General features: G+C 58.5%; 13 protein-coding genes and 5 tRNA genes. 8 read left to right on the top strand and 10 right to left on the bottom strand.

The window, feature by feature from the left end; translation table 11 throughout:
* Nucleotides 1-44 precede the first annotated feature (44 nt).
* Nucleotides 45-848, top strand: coding sequence for a DNA-binding transcriptional regulator KdgR (kdgR, locus tag BN1130_RS05920; RefSeq protein ID WP_042040846.1), 804 nt, complete (start codon nt 45-47; stop codon nt 846-848).
* A gap of 105 nt (nt 849-953) precedes the next feature.
* Here kdgR and BN1130_RS05915 read toward each other — a convergent pair whose 3' ends face one another.
* The 3 genes from BN1130_RS05915 to kduI form a co-directional block, all read right to left on the bottom strand.
* Complete coding sequence (locus BN1130_RS05915) at nt 954-1,469, bottom strand: YgjV family protein (protein WP_042040845.1); 516 nt, start codon at nt 1,467-1,469, stop codon at nt 954-956.
* 65 nt (nt 1,470-1,534) lie between these two features.
* A complete protein-coding gene (gene kduD / locus BN1130_RS05910) occupies nt 1,535-2,296 on the bottom strand; it encodes a 2-dehydro-3-deoxy-D-gluconate 5-dehydrogenase KduD (RefSeq protein WP_042040844.1) in 762 nt (253 codons plus the stop codon).
* 82 nt (nt 2,297-2,378) lie between these two features.
* The gene (gene kduI, locus BN1130_RS05905; protein WP_042040843.1) at nt 2,379-3,215 is read right to left on the bottom strand and encodes a 5-dehydro-4-deoxy-D-glucuronate isomerase; all 837 of its coding nucleotides are present in this window, start codon (nt 3,213-3,215) and stop codon (nt 2,379-2,381) included.
* Between the two features lie 476 nt (nt 3,216-3,691).
* On the opposite strand from kduI, the gene BN1130_RS05900 reads away from it, so the two are divergent.
* From BN1130_RS05900 to BN1130_RS05880, 5 genes are all read left to right on the top strand, one after another.
* Nucleotides 3,692-4,273: an aminodeoxychorismate synthase component II gene (locus tag BN1130_RS05900; protein ID WP_042040842.1), complete on the top strand. Its 582-nt coding sequence runs from the start codon at nt 3,692-3,694 to the stop codon at nt 4,271-4,273.
* A 481-nt stretch (nt 4,274-4,754) separates the two neighbouring features.
* Nucleotides 4,755-5,972, top strand: coding sequence for an aspartate aminotransferase family protein (locus BN1130_RS05895; protein WP_042040841.1), 1,218 nt, complete (start codon nt 4,755-4,757; stop codon nt 5,970-5,972).
* A 76-nt stretch (nt 5,973-6,048) separates the two neighbouring features.
* Complete coding sequence (gene astA, locus BN1130_RS05890; RefSeq protein WP_005899872.1) at nt 6,049-7,068, top strand: arginine N-succinyltransferase; 1,020 nt, start codon at nt 6,049-6,051, stop codon at nt 7,066-7,068.
* Nucleotides 7,069-7,172: 104 nt separating this feature from the next.
* Nucleotides 7,173-8,642 (top strand): succinylglutamate-semialdehyde dehydrogenase, encoded by a 1,470-nt coding sequence (astD, locus tag BN1130_RS05885; RefSeq protein WP_042040840.1) that lies wholly within the window; start codon nt 7,173-7,175, stop codon nt 8,640-8,642.
* 307 nt (nt 8,643-8,949) lie between these two features.
* Complete coding sequence (locus tag BN1130_RS05880) at nt 8,950-9,747, top strand: DUF1338 domain-containing protein (protein WP_042040839.1); 798 nt, start codon at nt 8,950-8,952, stop codon at nt 9,745-9,747.
* Nucleotides 9,748-9,899: 152 nt separating this feature from the next.
* Here the strand turns inward: BN1130_RS05880 and BN1130_RS05875 are convergent, their stop codons facing one another.
* Entirely contained in the window at nt 9,900-10,862 is a 963-nt protein-coding gene (locus tag BN1130_RS05875) for a glycosyltransferase (RefSeq protein ID WP_042040838.1), read from the bottom strand.
* 284 nt (nt 10,863-11,146) lie between these two features.
* Nucleotides 11,147-11,728 (bottom strand): HAD family hydrolase, encoded by a 582-nt coding sequence (locus BN1130_RS05870; RefSeq protein ID WP_157013915.1) that lies wholly within the window; start codon nt 11,726-11,728, stop codon nt 11,147-11,149.
* Nucleotides 11,729-11,981: 253 nt separating this feature from the next.
* Here BN1130_RS05870 and BN1130_RS05865 point away from each other — a divergent pair, with 253 nt between their 5' ends.
* Both BN1130_RS05865 and BN1130_RS05860 read left to right on the top strand, forming a co-directional pair.
* On the top strand, nt 11,982-13,352 hold the full coding sequence (locus tag BN1130_RS05865) for an MDR family MFS transporter (protein ID WP_198135235.1): 1,371 nt from the start codon (nt 11,982-11,984) through the stop codon (nt 13,350-13,352).
* 126 nt (nt 13,353-13,478) lie between these two features.
* Nucleotides 13,479-15,311: an SLC13 family permease gene (locus BN1130_RS05860; protein WP_042040837.1), complete on the top strand. Its 1,833-nt coding sequence runs from the start codon at nt 13,479-13,481 to the stop codon at nt 15,309-15,311.
* A 214-nt stretch (nt 15,312-15,525) separates the two neighbouring features.
* Here BN1130_RS05860 and BN1130_RS05855 read toward each other — a convergent pair.
* The 5 genes from BN1130_RS05855 to BN1130_RS05835 form a co-directional block, all read right to left on the bottom strand.
* Nucleotides 15,526-15,609 (bottom strand) — tRNA-Leu (locus BN1130_RS05855).
* Nucleotides 15,610-15,617: 8 nt separating this feature from the next.
* A tRNA-Met gene (locus tag BN1130_RS05850) sits at nt 15,618-15,694 on the bottom strand.
* Between the two features lie 133 nt (nt 15,695-15,827).
* A tRNA-Gln gene (locus BN1130_RS05845) sits at nt 15,828-15,902 on the bottom strand.
* 152 nt (nt 15,903-16,054) lie between these two features.
* A tRNA-Gln gene (locus BN1130_RS05840) sits at nt 16,055-16,129 on the bottom strand.
* A 14-nt stretch (nt 16,130-16,143) separates the two neighbouring features.
* Nucleotides 16,144-16,220, bottom strand: a tRNA-Met gene (locus BN1130_RS05835).
* Nucleotides 16,221-16,294 lie beyond the last annotated feature (74 nt).

Here is a 16,294-nt window from a genome sequence, read left to right as displayed (position 1 = left end):
TCAAATACAATGAAACAATCAATCATTTTTTTTGGACGTAAACAATGTCGATGATAGACAACTCGCCCGAATCGGTGTCATCGGTACTCAAGGTGTTCGGCATACTGCAGGCGCTGGGGGAGCAGAAAGAGATCGGGGTGACCGAGCTGTCCCAGCGGATCATGATGTCCAAGAGCACCGTCTACCGTTTCTTGCAGACCATGAAGACCCTGGGTTATATCACCCAGGAGGGTGAAACTGACAAGTATGCCCTTAGCCTCAAGCTGTTCGAGCTGGGCGCCAAGGCGCTGGAACATCAGGATCTGGTGCAGATCGCCGATGAACAGATGTACCGTCTCGGCAAGCTGACCAAAGAGACCCTGCACCTTGGGATGCTCGATGAAGACAGCATCGTCTATTTGCACAAGATTGACTCTGAATACAACCTGCGGATGTACTCCCGTATCGGTCGTCGCCGTCCGCTCTACAGCACCGGCCTTGGCAAAGTGATGATGGCCTGGCTGCCCGAGACCGAAGTACGCGCCATGCTGGCCGGGGTGACCTTCGAGCGCTTCACCGAGCATACCCTTGCCGATGTCGATGCCCTGCTGGTGGAGCTGGCCCAGGTGCGCGAGCAAGGTTATGCCGAAGATCGGGAAGAGATGGAACACGGTCTGCGCTGCTTCGCCGTCCCCATCTACAGCCGCATGGGGCGGATCATCGCGGGGCTCTCCCTGTCGTTGCCCCTGGTGCGCTTCCATGAAGAGCACAAGGCAACCCTGGTGGCCCAGCTACATGAGGCGGCGGCCAATATCTCTGCCGGGCTGGGTTTCCACGACTATCCATTTGGTACTCACTCCTCACGCTGATTGAGTATCTCGTCTCAAAAAGAGCAGGCTTGGCCTGCTCTTTTGCATGTCAGTTCCCAGCGACAATGACCCGTTGCCCGTGATTGGCCCCGCAGGCAGGGTGGTTCACCCCTCGATGTCCTGCGGGGCGGCCTGGTAGAGCTTGAGGATGGTGTAGCCATTGATGACGAAAAAGATGCTCTCCTGCAGGATGCCACCGATGGATCCCGCCCAGATATTGTGGGTCAGCCAGCAGAGGGTACTGCTCAGCATGCACAGTCGTAGGGCAATGCCGTTGAGGCGAAACAGGGCGAAGGTGCTGAGGGTGGTGCCGAGCAGGGTCAGCATCTGGACCGGGTGTTCGATCCGGGGGATGACCAGCAACCAGGCCAGGGCGAGGAACAGCAGCATCACACCGAGGCCGCGATAGTAACCGGAGACCCAGTTGCGCACGGCACAGAGCAGGCAGTTGATGGCGGCAACCGAGGAACCCAGCAGCAAAAAATGCAGCCCCATCAGGGTGCCATTGAGGGTGAGCTGGACTCTGAGCTTGCTGTCCTGGCGCTGCATGAACGCCGTGGCACCCACGAGGCAGGCCAACAGGCCGATTGATTGGGCAAACCAGAGACTGTCGAGCAACATAGGGTCTTCCTGTCAGGAGACAACGGCAAAAGGCGCCTCGTGGCGCCTGGTCATAGTGAACTGAATTAACGGGCCAGCCAGCCGCCATCGACGGCGATGGTGTAACCGTTGATGTAGTCGGAGGCGGCAGAGGCCAAGAATACGACCGGGCCCATCATGTCGTCCGGCACCCCCCAGCGGCCTGCCGGGATCCGTTCAAGGATGGCGGCATTGCGGTCATCATCGGCACGCAGGGCCGCGGTGTTGTTGGTCGCCATGTAACCGGGGGCGATGGCGTTGACGTTGATCCCCTTGCTGGCCCACTCGTTGGCCAGCAGGCGGGTGATGCCCATGACGGCGCTCTTGGAGGCGGTGTAGGAGGGCACGCGGATACCCCCCTGGTAGGAGAGCATGGAGGCGATGTTGACGATCTTGCCGCCCTGGCCCTGGGTCATGAACTGCCTGGCCACCGCCTGGGACATGAAGAACACGCTCTTGATGTTGATGTTCATCACATCGTCCCAGTCCTTCTCGCTGAAGTTGATGGCGTCTTCCCGGCGGATGATGCCGGCGTTGTTCACCAGCACATCGACGCGGCCGAAGTGGGAGACCGCCTGATCGACCAGGGCTGGCAGGGTGTCTACCTTGCTGACGTCCGCCTTCAGGCTCAGGAAGCGGCGGCCAATGGCTTCGATTTTGGCGATCGTTTCGGTCGGCTCGACGATATTGATGCCGACGATGTCGCAGCCCGCCTCGGCGAGCCCCAGTGCCATGCCCTGACCCAGACCGGTATCGCAACCGGTGACGATGGCGACCTTACCTTTCAGATCGAATGCATTAAGAATCATATTGTTACCTCTAAGCCGTGGGCCAATGTGGGGTGAAGTGTCGGGCAGGAGCCGCCATGGCGGCTCGGGATGGGGAAGCCGGTTAGCGCAGATCTTGAACAGCGACATGGTCCATGTCACCGAACACCTGGTTCTCGCCCACCATGCCCCAGATGAAGGTGTAGGCCTGGGTGCCGACGCCGGAGTGGATGGACCAGCTCGGGGAGATGACGGCCTGCTCGTTGTGCACCAGCAGGTGACGGGTCTCGTCCGGCTTGCCCATCATGTGGAACACGGCGGCGTCCTCTTTCATGTTGAAGTAGAAGTAGACCTCCATGCGGCGCTCGTGGGTGTGGCAGGGCATGGTGTTCCACAGGCTGCCCTCTTCCAGCTGGGTCATGCCCATCACCAATTGGCAGGTCGGCAGCACGTCCGGCACCAGGTACTTGTAGATGGTGCGACGGTTGCTGGTGGCGGCATCTCCCAGGGTTGCCGGCGAGGCCTGGGCCTGGGTGACCTTGCGGGTCGGGTAGCAGGTGTGGGCGGGAGCGCTGTTGTAGTAGAACTTGGCAGGCTGCGAGGCATCGACACTGGCAAAGCTCAGGGTGCGGGCTCCCTGGCCGACGTAGAGGGCCTCGGCCTTGTCCACTTCATAGGTAGTGCCATCCACCACCACCACCCCCGGGCCACCGATATTGATGAGGCCGAGCTCGCGCCGCTCGAGGAAATAGCTGACCCCAAATCCCTTGCCGAGTTCATCGGAGAAGGTCAGGGGAGCATCCACCGGCATGATGCCACCAAACACGATGCGGTCGATGTGGCTGTAGGTCATGGTCAAGGTGTTCGGGGTGAAGATCTCTTCGACCAGAAACTCACGGCGCAGACCCTGGGTGTCCAGTTGCTTGGCATGATCGCTGTGGATGCTTTGACGAGTTTGCATAATGAACCTCAATTCCGGGCCGCACGCGGCATCAATGACAATGTGTCGGGAAATCCTGTCGTTGAAGGCACGATAGCAAAATGAAAAACCGCGATCAAACTAAAATGAAACTTTGTTTTGTTTTTTGTGATTCACATTTAAAGTTTTATTTTAACGCGGTGAGCGAGGGTGGCGGCAGGAGCGGGATCGCGGTGTTGTATCGAGAGCCCTCTTAGCAGGGGCGACAGTGTGAGGGGGGCTGGGAGGAGGGGCATAGCGCAGATGATATGAAGGAGGCTGAGTGGGTTTTCTTCAATGGGGGGTGTCCGTATTGTCTGGCGCGAGCCGAAGATGGCATTGATGGGCGAGGGTGGCCCCAGCCACGGGTATCTGGTGGCAGGCGTTTATTAACCGGGGCAGACGTGCCAGAATGCGCGACTCGCCAGCCAACGAGCAGGCGAGTTACCCTAGCCTCGATCTCAATCCTGGGTGTTTGCATGCTGCTACTCATCGATAACTACGACTCCTTTACCTGGAACCTGGTGCAGTACTTCGGTGCGCTGGGGGAGAAGGTGGTGGTCAAACGCAACGATGAATTGACCCTGGCGGACATTGAAGCCATGGCCCCCGATCGCCTGGTGATCTCCCCTGGTCCCTGTACCCCCAATGAGGCGGGTATCTCCCTGGCCGCCATCGCACATTTCGCCGGTCGATTGCCTATTCTCGGGGTCTGTCTCGGCCATCAATCCCTGGCTCAGGTGTTTGGCGCCGAGGTGGTGCGGGCCAGGCGGGTGATGCATGGCAAGACGTCTCTCATCCGTCATCAGGGGGAGGGGGTGTTCGCGGGGCTCAACAATCCGCTGCGGGTGACCCGCTACCACTCACTCGTAGTCAAGGCGCAGACCCTGCCGGACTGCCTGGCGGTGACCGCCTGGAGCGAGCACGAGGATGGCAGCGTCGATGAGATCATGGGGCTGCGCCACAAGACACTGGCGGTGGAGGGGGTGCAGTTTCACCCGGAGAGCGTCCTGAGTGAGCAGGGTCATGAGCTGCTTGCCAATTTTCTGGCTCGGGGCTGAGCCATCCCTGCCCAATTTTTCACTGCTTTTTCCTCTTTACCCGCATCATCTGCTGATGAACGGCCTCGGTTCCCATCCATGGCAGCGCGGCGCCGATCGGCAGCATAAAAGCCTGTCTCAGCGGTAAAGCAGGGTTTCGTTCGACTAGACTTATTCACCTTTCCCACCCCGGGATCCAGGGGGATTTCGCCCTGCTCCGGCTCAAAAACGTGATGAAAATCCCATTTCCATGGGATGGGCGAAATTTTTTTCTCTGACGGTTTATTCACCCCCGCACCAGTCGAAATTATCTCTTGCCAACAGCCTCTGAGCCGTTATGCAATGGGGCTGCCTAAAATCTCACGGGCAATCGAAGATTGTTCCTTGTAGGCCGTCAAGTTACAGACTTTTTACTTTTTTTCTGTGACAATACCGTCACGTTTACACGGATTTAACTTTTAGGCGGTGGATTATTCTGTCGCCATCTGGAAGGAGAGCAAGTATGTCAGAGTTGTTGGCAGTGACACGTGAAGTGTTCGATGAAGTGATGGTTCCCAACTATGCGCCCGCCAATGTCATCCCGGTGCGTGGTGAAGGATCACGTGTCTGGGATCAGGCTGGACGTGAGTATGTGGATTTCGCCGGCGGTATTGCGGTCAATGGCCTGGGCCATTGTCATCCCAAGCTGGTCGAAGCCCTGAAGACTCAGGGTGAGAAGCTGTGGCATCTCTCCAACGTCATGACCAATGAGCCGGCCCTGCGTCTGGCCAAGAAGCTGGTCGCCGCCACCTTCGCCGACAAGGTCTATTTCTGCAACTCCGGCGCCGAAGCGAACGAAGCGGCCCTCAAGCTGGCCCGTCGTTATGCCATCGACAAGTTCGGGGCCCACAAGACCCAGATCATCGCCTTCCACCAGGGTTTCCACGGTCGCACCTTCTTCACCGTGAGCGTCGGTGGTCAAGCCGCTTATTCTGACGGTTTCGGCCCCAAGCCTGCCGACATCACTCACGTGACCTACAACAACCTGGCCGAGCTGGCCGCCGTCATCTCCGACAATACCTGCGCCGTGGTGATGGAGCCGCTGCAAGGGGAAGGCGGCATCATTCGTCCCACCGACGAATTTGCCAAGGGTGTGCGCGAGCTGTGTGACAAGCACAATGCCTTGCTGGTCTATGACGAGGTGCAATCTGGCGTCGGTCGCACCGGCGAGCTGTTTGCCTACATGGGTCTGGGCGTCACGCCGGACATCCTCACCAGCGCCAAGGCGCTCGGCGGCGGTTTCCCCATCGGCGCCATGCTGACCACCACAGAGATAGCCGCTCACCTGAAAGTGGGCACGCACGGCTCGACTTACGGCGGCAACCCGCTGGCGTGCGCCGTGGCCGAGGCGGTGATCGATGTGGTCAATACGCCAGCAGTGCTGGCAGGGGTCAAGCAGCGCGAAGCCCTGTTCCGCGCCGGTATCGAAGCCATCAACGCCAAGTATCACTGCTTCAGTGAAGTGCGCGGCCAGGGCCTGCTGCTCGGCGCCGTATTGAACGATGACTTCAAGGGCCGCTCCCGTGACTTCTTGCTGGCCTCCATCGATCAGGGGCTGATGGCCCTGGTGGCCGGTACCAACGTAGTGCGTTTTGCCCCCTCCCTGGTGATCCCGGAAGCGGACATCCAGGAAGGCCTGGCTCGCTTCGAGCTGGCCGTGGCTCAGGTCGTTAACGCCTGATCCCGAATTGAGGTGGGGAGCCCTCCCGGCAGGAGCCGGGACCCCACCTGTCGTCAATGAAAGGGAGTTGTCATCTATGTTGTTAATCCGTCCTATCGAACAGAAAGATTTTGCCGGTCTCAAGACCTGCGCCATCGAATCCGGTACTGGCATGACCTCCTTGCCGGTCAACGATGAGCTGCTACAGCGCAAAATCGACGCCTCCACCCAGACATTTTCGGACAAACCCGCGGGAAAGGGCGACTGCCTCTATTTCTTCGTGGCCGAGGATCTGGACACCGGGGACATGGTCGGCACCTGCGCCATCGATGCGGCCGTGGGTCTGTCCCAGCCGTTTTATAACTACCATATCGGCAAGGTGGTGCACTCTTCCCCCAAACTCGGCATCTATAACGTGGTCGAGACGCTGACCCTGTCCAATGACTACACAGGTAACTCTGAGCTGTGCACCCTGTTCTTGCGCGAATGCGCTCGCGAGGGACTCAATGGTCGGCTGCTCTCCAAGCACCGTTTCCTGTTCATGGCCGAGCACCCCGAGCTGTTTGATAAAACCGTGTTCGCCGAGATGCGCGGTGTCTCCGACGAAAAAGGTCATAGCCCCTTCTATGAGTGGCTGCAAAAGCACTTCTTCTCGATGGATTTCCCCACCGTCGACTATCTCACCGGGATTGGTAAGAAGCGCTTCATCGCCGAGCTGATGCCCAAGTACCCCATCTACGTCAATCTGCTCAGCAATGAGGCGCGGGCCGTGATCGGCAAAACCCACGACAAGACCCGGCCTGCCATCAAGATGCTGCAGGATGAAGGTTTCGTGAATCGCGGCTATGTCGACATCTTCGATGCCGGTCCCACGGTCGAGTGCGACGTGAACAACATTCGCAGCATCCGCCGCAGCAAGCGGCTGACCGTGGTGGTGGGCGAGCCTCTGGGCGGCCACACCTATCTGCTGTGCAACACCCGCTTCGAACAATACCGTGCCTGCCTTGGCAATATCCGGGTCGATCTGGACAAGCAGGAGGCCATAGTGCCCCCCAAGATGGCCGCGGCCCTCAAGGTGGAGAATGGCGATCAGGTCAGGGTCGTGGATCTGGACTGACAACATGGGGACAGTGCGATCCATTGTCCCCTTGAACATGATGAGCTGGCGGCCCGCATTGGGCGGCCTGGCAGGCGAGAGCCAAGCAACAAGGGATATGAGCAATGAGCGAATTAGTACAGCTGATCAATGGCAACTGGCTGGCGGGCGAGGGCAAGGCGTTCGAGTCGACAGATCCGGCCAAGAACCAGGTGATCTGGGGTGGGCAAGCGGCCAGTGCCGCTCAGGTCGATGCCGCCGTCAAGGCTGCGCGCTCCGCCTTCTACCACTGGGCGGATCTCTCCTTGACGGCGCGCAGTGCCATCATCAGCCGTTATGGGGAATTGCTCGGCGAGCACAAGGAAGCGCTGGCGCTCACCATAGCCCGGGAAACCGGCAAGCCGCTGTGGGAGACCCGTACCGAGGTCGCCGCCATGCAGGGCAAGATCGCCATCTCCATCCGCGCCCATGAGGAGCGTACCGGCACGGTCGAAAATCCCATGCCTGGTGCCAAGGCATTCGTGCGCCACAAACCCCATGGTGTGGTTGCGGTGTTCGGCCCCTATAACTTCCCGGGTCATCTGCCCAACGGCCACATAGTGCCTGCACTCATCGCCGGCAATACCGTGGTATTCAAACCCTCGGAGCTGACCCCCATGGTGGCCGAGGCCATGCTCAAGATCTGGCAGGAGGCGGGTCTGCCTGCCGGTGTCATCAATCTGGTGCAAGGAGAGGTCGATACCGGCAAGGCCCTGGCGAGTCATGGGGACATCGATGGTCTCTTCTTCACCGGCTCGTCCCGTACCGGTCACTTCCTGCATCAGCAATTTGCCGGTCAACCGGGCAAGATCCTGGCGCTGGAGATGGGGGGAAACAACCCGCTCATCGTCAAGGACGTGAGCGATGTGGACGGCGCCGTGCACGCCATCGTCCAGTCTGCCTTCATCACCTCGGGCCAGCGCTGCACCTGCTCCCGCCGTCTGTTCGTGGAACAGGGGCCAGCCGGAGATGCACTGCTGGCACGCCTCATCGAGGTGGTCGGCAAGATAAAGGTGGGTCATTACGATGATGCGGATCAGCCCTTCATGGGGGCGATGATCAGCGAACGCGCCGCCCTCGGCATGGTCGAGGCCCAGGCCAAGTTGCAATCCCTGGGTGGCAAGAGCCTGCTCGCACTCAAGCATCTGGAGCCGGGCACCGGTTTTGTCTCCCCTGGCATCATCGACATCACTGCCGCACAAGGATTGCCGGATGAGGAGTACTTCGGCCCCCTGCTGCAGGTGACTCGTTACCAGGATTTCGATGCCGCCATCGATCTGGGCAATGCCACCAGCTTCGGGCTCTCGGCTGGTCTGCTCGGGGACAACGAAGCGGACTGGAACCACTTCTTCAAACGCATTCGTGCCGGCATCGTCAACTGGAACAAGCCCATCACCGGTGCCTCCAGTGCCGCGCCGTTCGGCGGCATCGGTGCCTCCGGCAATCACAGAGCGAGTGCCTACTACGCCGCCGACTACTGTGCTTATCCGGTTGCCTCGGTGGAAGACAGCAAGGCTGCCATGCCGGAGCAGCTGTCGCCCGGCCTGACGTTCTAGGAAAGAGGCAGAAATGAACAGGCAGGTGCTGGCCGACTACTGTCCCCATTGCCCGGTCGCCTCGGTGGAAGACAGCAAGGCCGCCATGCCGGAGCAGCTGTCGCCCGGCCTGACGTTCTAGGAAAGAGGCAGAAATGAACAGGCAGGTGCTGGCCGACTACTGTCCCCATTGCCCGGTTGCCTCGGTGGAGGACAGCAAGGCCGCCATGCCGGATCAGCTGTCGCCCGGCCTGACGTTCTGACAACCCAACCATAAAAGGGCAGCTCAGGCTGCCCTTGTCTGACCCCGCAAGCAAAGGAAAGAGAGATGCAAAAGGATATCGAAACCCTGTTCGGTCATCTGTGGGATAACTACGTTCAAGTCACCCCGAGTGCCCTCAAGGTCCACCAGTTACTGGGCGGTGGTGCCCCCATCGTCAATGACCATGTGGCGTTTCGCACCTTCAACCTGCCCCAGGTCGGCCTCGAGACCTTGGCCGCTCATTTTCGGGCGCTGGGTTATGAGGAGAGGGACGAGTATGTGTTCAAGGCCAAGAAACTCTATGCCAAGCACTTCGAGCATGCGGATCCGGATGCTCCCAAGGTGTTTATCAGCGAGCTGAAGGTGGAGGAGCTCTCCGAGGGCGCTCAGGCCATCATTCACAAGCTGGTTGCCCAGGTGCCAACCCATCTGACCGACACCAGCGCCTTCCTCCATGCGGGGGCTCCCTGGCAGGTCTCGGGGGCCGACTACCAGACCCTGCTTGCCGAGAGCGAGTATGCGGCCTGGATGGCGGCATGGGGCTATCGCGCCAACCACTTCACCGTCAGCATCAATCGTCTGGCCGAGTTTGACACCATAGAGGCGGTCAACGAGACGCTGAAAGCGGCGGGGTTTGTGCTCAATACTGCCGGGGGCGAGGTGAAGGGGGATCCCCAGGTGATGCTGGAGCAATCTTCCACCATGGCGGACAAGGCTTGCGTGCCTTTCAGCGACGGGGTTCAACAGATCCCGAGCTGCTTCTACGAGTTTGCCCTGCGCTACCCGCGGGTCGACGGCACCCTCTACCCGGGCTTCGTCGAGGCCTCTGCCGACAAGATCTTCGAATCCACCAATAGCATGTAGCTGTGGGGGAGATTGAGGACAGCTTTCGGTCATTCGTATTGAAACGCCTCCGGTTGGGAGGCGTTTGTTATTTATATCGGGCAGTGATGGGTATTGGCTGGGGTTATTGGCAAGGCATTGTCGTTTAGGGTGAATACATCATGAGCCAAGGTCTATTTCATGAAGGGTTTGGTTAATTTCCAGAGGAAAAATGCCAACGCCCTCATAGTGGTACTACGCCGATTTAATCCTTCTTCCCAGATATGTTCAAGCAGTACCATCCAGTTTTTTGCGACCGTCTCTCTGGCGTATTCCCTCACTCGTTGCTTGCCATGCTCTACCATGTCCTGATATAGAACCGGATTGTTCTTAAGCATCATGGCCGTCTCTATAATGTCATCTTGGCTATGTGCAACAAGGTAATCCAATGGACTATTCTTTATTGCCTTGATCGCAGGCTCGTCATCACAAATCAATACACAGCCAGCCAACCAGGTATTGATGAGCTTGCTCGCTGGTTTGCGTGATAATCGATGGTCATGGTATTTTCGAAAACAGAGCACAATGTCTACATTCTGATAGTCAGTCCAGTCATTCAATTCTACTTTTAATGAAAGACCATGCGCCGCTAATTTTTCTTTGAATGCATCGCTTGCCAATTCGGGAGGGAAGCTGTCCATGCGACCAAAATAACCAATAGTCGTGATGGAACAACGCGCTTTATCTCTGGGTTTGAGGCCAGGTTGTGGCCAGTGTGAGATAAATATGCCGCCATTCTTCTCCGCTGACTTTATTTGCTCGACGACATAGTCGGCCCCAAAAAAATATGGCCTGTCTGCTCGGCAGACAACAGTCAGCCCACGCCATGGTTTTACTCTCGGACTGAAATCATCATAATGAAGTAAATTAATTCTGCCTGGCAGACATTCTGTGCCAAAGCTGCACTCTATTTCATCACCATAATAGTGGTTTAAATTGATAAGTGTTTGAAATGTCCAGACGGTACACCCACTCATACAAAGGGTTTGAGGGATCTCATCGGGGTGGATGCGGGCGTTGAGCAGAGATTGGACGTTTCTACCGTATTTATCCATGGCATTCTTACGGCAAATCACATGTATCTTTACTCTTTTCATTATTCTATAACGCCATTAATGTTATCTGGGTGTGGTTGTTTTGTTATTTTTTTGCGTTCTGGGTTGTAGGGTTGATATTTGGTTGAATCATCCCCACACCATAAAATAAATCAATGATTTATTTTATGGTGTTCGAATTAAAAGGGCAATGTGCGATGCCCGATGGCATTGCTGCGCGCCCCGCTATGTTATGGCAGCAAGCCAGTGAAACAGGCCGGTCTCTCAGACCCATTCAAGCACGCCCGCTATGTTATGGCAGCAAGCCAGTGAAACGGGCCGGTCTCTCAGACCCATTCAAGCACGCCCTCTGTCGCCAATATGGTTGCCATGCCCGCCGCCTTGCCAGCCTGAATGCCTATCTCGGTATCTTCAAATACCAGGCAGCGGTGGGGTGCGACCCCCAGCAGTTCGGCCACCTTGAGGAAGGTGTCGGGGTTGGGTTTATGGTTTTGCACATCATCGGCGCTGATGAGGACAGGGATAAGGGCATCCAGTCCGGTATTGCGCAGTATCTGCTGCGCCTGATCCCGAGGCGCCCCCGTGCCGATGCCCATGGGGATCTTGCCATATTGTGCCCTGACCAACTCCGCCATGGCCGGGAAGAGGGTGACTTCGCCGATGTGCTGCAAATAGAGGTCGATTTTTCGACGGACGAAGGCGTCAATGTCTATGGTCACTCCCTGCTGCTCGGCCAGCATGGCGACTATCTTGCGGGTAGGGATGCCGCCATAGCTGTTCAGCAGTGCGCGATCGAAGGAGAGCTGGAACTCATCGCAGGTGATCTGCCAGGCATCCAGATGCAGGGGCATGGAGTCGACCAGGGTGCCGTCCATGTCGAAGATCAGGGCATCATATTGTTCAAACAAGGGGTTGGCTCCGCACGGGGGAAAGGATCAGCCTAACATTATGCACATCGACCATGTTGGGATTAGTCTCATGCACGGCTTTCGAATATGCAGGGGGCGGATAGGGCTTGAGTGCCATCCGGCAGAAGGGAGGTCATGGCGAGGCCGCAAAGCGGTGAGGCGGGGATCCGCGAACCATGGGGCAGCCGCCGCCATAATATGGCACCATGTGAAACACTGAGCCCCCGTGGCCTACCCCTATGCGAGACCCCTGATGTCCATTTCGCCAAAAACAGTGTTCTCGAGTGTTGCCCTGGTCATTGCCCTGGGATCACTGGAGAAGAGCATTGTCACCACGCCTCTGCCCATGATTGGCGCCGATCTGAACGCCGGCTCGGCCCTGACCTGGGTGGTCACCGCCTACTTGCTTGCCGCGACAGCCGCGCTGCCGGTCTATGGCAAGCTGAGCGATCTGTTCGGCCGCCTGCGGATGCTCAACATCGGCATAGCACTCTTTCTGGCGGGTTCCCTCGCCTGCGGTTTAGCCCAGGATCTCCCTACTCTGCTGGCGGCCAGGGTACTGCAAGGGCTGGGCGGCGGCGGCCTGATCGCACTCGCCTTCACCGTGATTGCCGACAGCATACCGCCGCGGGAGGTGGGCAAGTATCAGGGCTATATCTCCATCGTCTATGCGGTCTCGAGCATCGCGGGTCCTCTGCTCGGTGGCTACTTTACCGAACAACTGAACTGGCGCTGGATCTTCTGGATCAATCTTCCCCTCGGCGCTCTGGCGCTCTGGCTGGTCAATCGCAATCTGCGCCATCTCAATGTGCGTCGCCACAGTCGCTTCGACTGGAAGGGGGCGGGACTGCTTATCACTGTGACCACCTTGTCGCTGTTGCTGCTCTCGCCGGACACGCCGCTGCCTGGCCTCTGGCTGGCCGCGGCACTCGGCACGGCATTGTTACTGCTCATCCTCATCGAACGGCGTGCCCATGACCCCATACTGCCTGCCCACCTGGTGCGACTGCCCGGTTATCTGGTCGCGGTGCTGCTCTCTCTGATCGCCCAATTGCTGATGTTTGCGGTGCTGGTCTATCTGCCCTTGCAGATGCAGTGGCAGAAGGGGATGAGCGCGAGCGAGAGCGGTCAGGACATGGTGATTTTCATGGTATTCATCACCCTTGGGGCCTTCGTCGGTGGCAAGTTCATCGCCCGCACCGGCCATTACAAGCGGTTCGTGGTGGTGGGCTTTGCCCTGGCGGCGGTGGCGTTGTGGCAATTGCACTTCGATGTCTGGGTGAGGCTGGCGCTGCTGTTTGCCGGGTTGGGGCTGGGACTGACCCTGCCTGCGCTCTCCGTGGTGGTGCAAAGTGCGTTGCCAGCCCAGGATCGCGGCATCGGCATGTCGCTGTTCAACTTCGGCCGTGAGCTGGGCGGCGCCATCGGTGTCGCCGTCTGCTCGGTGCTGTTTCATGCCTCCCTGTCCACCCGCTCGGAGGGTGGATTGGATAAGCTCAGCCCGGCCGAGCTGGCGCCGGGCTTCAGTGCGACTTATATCGGCATGGCCGCCATCGCCAGCGGCGCATTGCTGCTCACCCTGCTTGCCCTCAAACGCCATGAGCTGTCGAGCCGCACCCACTAGGTCTGATCGGGATGGCGGGCTTTATTGATATGTCACAAGATGCTGCCAGGGTGACTGTGCTCTGATGGAGTCCGCTGTCGTGATGATGAGCGCGCGGCAGATGGGATAGAGAGGGAGGAGAGTTCGTTGAATTCCGAGTTGGTCTGGGTGCTCTGCCTGCTGTTGGGTGCCATCTATCTGTTCGTCAGCAACAAGGTGCGCATGGATGTGACGGCCTTGCTGGTGCTGATCCTGTTCGTGCTCAGCGGCACCTTGACCCTCAGTGAAGCGCTGGCTGGCTTCAGCGATCCCAGCGTGATCCTGATAGCGGCTCTGTTCGTGGTGGGGGAGGGGCTGGTGCGCACCGGCATCGCCTATCAGGTGGGGGATGCCCTGGTCAAGGTGGCTGGCAACAGCGAGACCCGGCTGCTGGTGCTGCTGATGGTGGCGGTCGCCGGGCTCGGTGCCGTGATGAGTTCGACTGGGGTGGTGGCTATCTTCATCCCCGTGGTGCTCAGCGTCTCTAATCGCATGGGCATACCAGCTGGAAGGCTGATGATGCCGCTCGGCTTCGCCGGCCTCATCAGCGGCATGATGACCCTGGTGGCGACGCCGCCCAATATGGTGGTCAACAGTGAGCTGGTTCGCCATGGGATCCCGGGATTTGGCTTCTTCAGCTTCAGCCCCATGGGACTCATCATATTGGTGCTTGGCATCGGCTATATGCTGCTGGTGCGCGGTACCCTGGTCAAGGATGCGGCGCCCGGCCGCAACAAGGGATCGCGGCGCAGCACATTGCGCGAGCTTATTCGTGACTATCGGCTGACGGGGCGGGCGCGGCGTCTGGCGATCCGCCCGGGCTCTCCCTTGATAGGTCACACCCTGGACGAGCTGCAACTGCGAGCCCGTTACGGTGCCAACGTCATCGGGGTGGAGCGCTGGCGCAAGTTCCGGCGGGTCATGGTGAGCGTGTCCGGTATCTCGGAGTTTCAGGCGCGAGACGTCTTGCTCATCGACATGGCGGATCCCGAGGTGGATATCCGCACCTTCTGCAGCGAGGCCATGCTCGAGCCCATGATACTCCGAGGGGACTATTTCTCGGATCAGGCGCGGGAGGTGGGCCTGGCCGAGATCTCTCTCATTCCCGAATCCAGCCTGCTCGGCAAGAGCCTGCGGGAGACGACCTTTCGCAGTCAGTATGGGCTGAGCGTGGTGGGGCTGCGGCGCGGCAGTGAGGCGCTGACCGGGCGGCTGGTCGATGAACCCTTGCAACTGGGCGACAGATTGCTGCTGGCGGGCAACTGGAGTCTCATTCGCCAGCTACACGCTCATCAGAGGGATTTTTTGCTGCTGGGGCTGCCCGCCGAGGTGGACGAAATGGCCCCGGCCCGCAGCCAGGCGGCCTATGCGCTGTTCTCGCTGGGGGTCATGGTGCTCCTGATGGTGACAGATCCTGTGCCCAATGTGGTGGCTGCCCTGATAGCCTGCCTGCTGATGGGCCAGTTTCGCTGTATCGATCTGGAGAGTGCCTACAAGTCTATCCATTGGCCGACCCTGATCCTCATCGTCGGCATGTTGCCCTTTGCCCTGGCGTTGCAGAAGACAGGGGGCGTGGATCTTATTGTCGGCGGGCTGATGGAGCTGGTCGGCGACATGGGTCCCAGGGTCATGCTGGCCAGCCTGTTTGCCCTCTGTGCCCTCACCGGGCTCTTCATCTCCAACACCGCCACCGCGGTATTGATGGCTCCCATCGCTATCGGCGCGGCGCAGCAGATGGCGGTCTCTCCCTATCCCTTTGCCATGACCATTGCCATTGCGGCCTCGGCGGCCTTCATGACGCCGGTCTCGTCGCCGGTCAATACCCTGGTGCTCGGCCCTGGCGAGTATCGCTTCATCGACTTTGTGCGCGTGGGAGTGCCTTTCACCTTGCTGGTCATGGGGGTGAGCGTGGTGGCCATTCCCTGGTTCTTCCCGTTCTGAGCAGTCTTGGGTGGAATGAACGCAGGAAGATGGACAGATGCGGCCTACGGGCCGCTTTTTATCGGCGGCATCATGAATACTGAGGCAGATCCAGCCATGAGGGACGTGGCTGTGCAGGAGAAATCAGGGATGTGAGCAGGGCATGAAGAGGCGGGGAGCTGACCCGCGGGCACAAAAAAACCAGCCTGAGCTGGTCTGTTTGGTACTGCTGTAATGGTGCGGAAGGAGAGACTCGAACTCTCACGCCTAGGGCGCCAGAACCTAAATCTGGTGCGTCTACCAATTTCGCCACTTCCGCAAACTATATGGTGGCTATGACGGGATTCGAACCTGTGACCCTCGCATTATGAGTGCGATGCTCTAACCAACTGAGCTACATAGCCGTCTTGTATCCGACATTGTCGTGTACAAGTAAAATGGCTGGGATACCAGGCTCTGAACCTAGGTGCGTTGACGAGGTAAAAACCACTCACGCTTATCACAGCACGTCATCGGCGATGCCAATGACAGTAAAAATGGCTGGGGTACTAGGATTCGAACCTAGGGATGGCGAGATCAAAACCCGCTGCCTTACCGCTTGGCGATACCCCAACAGCGCTCCTCAACAGTCGTGAGACTGGCAAAGAACTTTTAAAAATGGCTGCGGAACCAGTATTTGAACCTAGGCACATTGACGAGATCAAAATCTCTCAATGCTTTCCTCAGCTTGCTACCGACAGGTGAACATCGATAACCAGAATTAATGGCTGGGGTACTAGGATTCGAACCTAGGAATGGCGAGATCAAAACCCGCTGCCTTACCGCTTGGCGATACCCCAACTGCAACTAGAAATGGTGGCTATGACGGGATTCGAACCTGTGACCCTCGCATTATGAGTGCGATGCTCTAACCAACTGAGCTACATAGCCGTCTTGTGCCGACGTAGTCGATACAAGTAAAAATCGCTGAGATACCAGGCTCTGAACCTAGGTTCGTTGACGAG

The organism is Aeromonas rivuli (genome assembly GCF_000820045.1).
GTDB lineage: Bacteria > Pseudomonadota > Gammaproteobacteria > Enterobacterales > Aeromonadaceae > Aeromonas > Aeromonas rivuli.
Note: the sequence above shows the minus strand (reverse complement) of the source record. Positions and strands in the feature narration are given on the sequence as shown.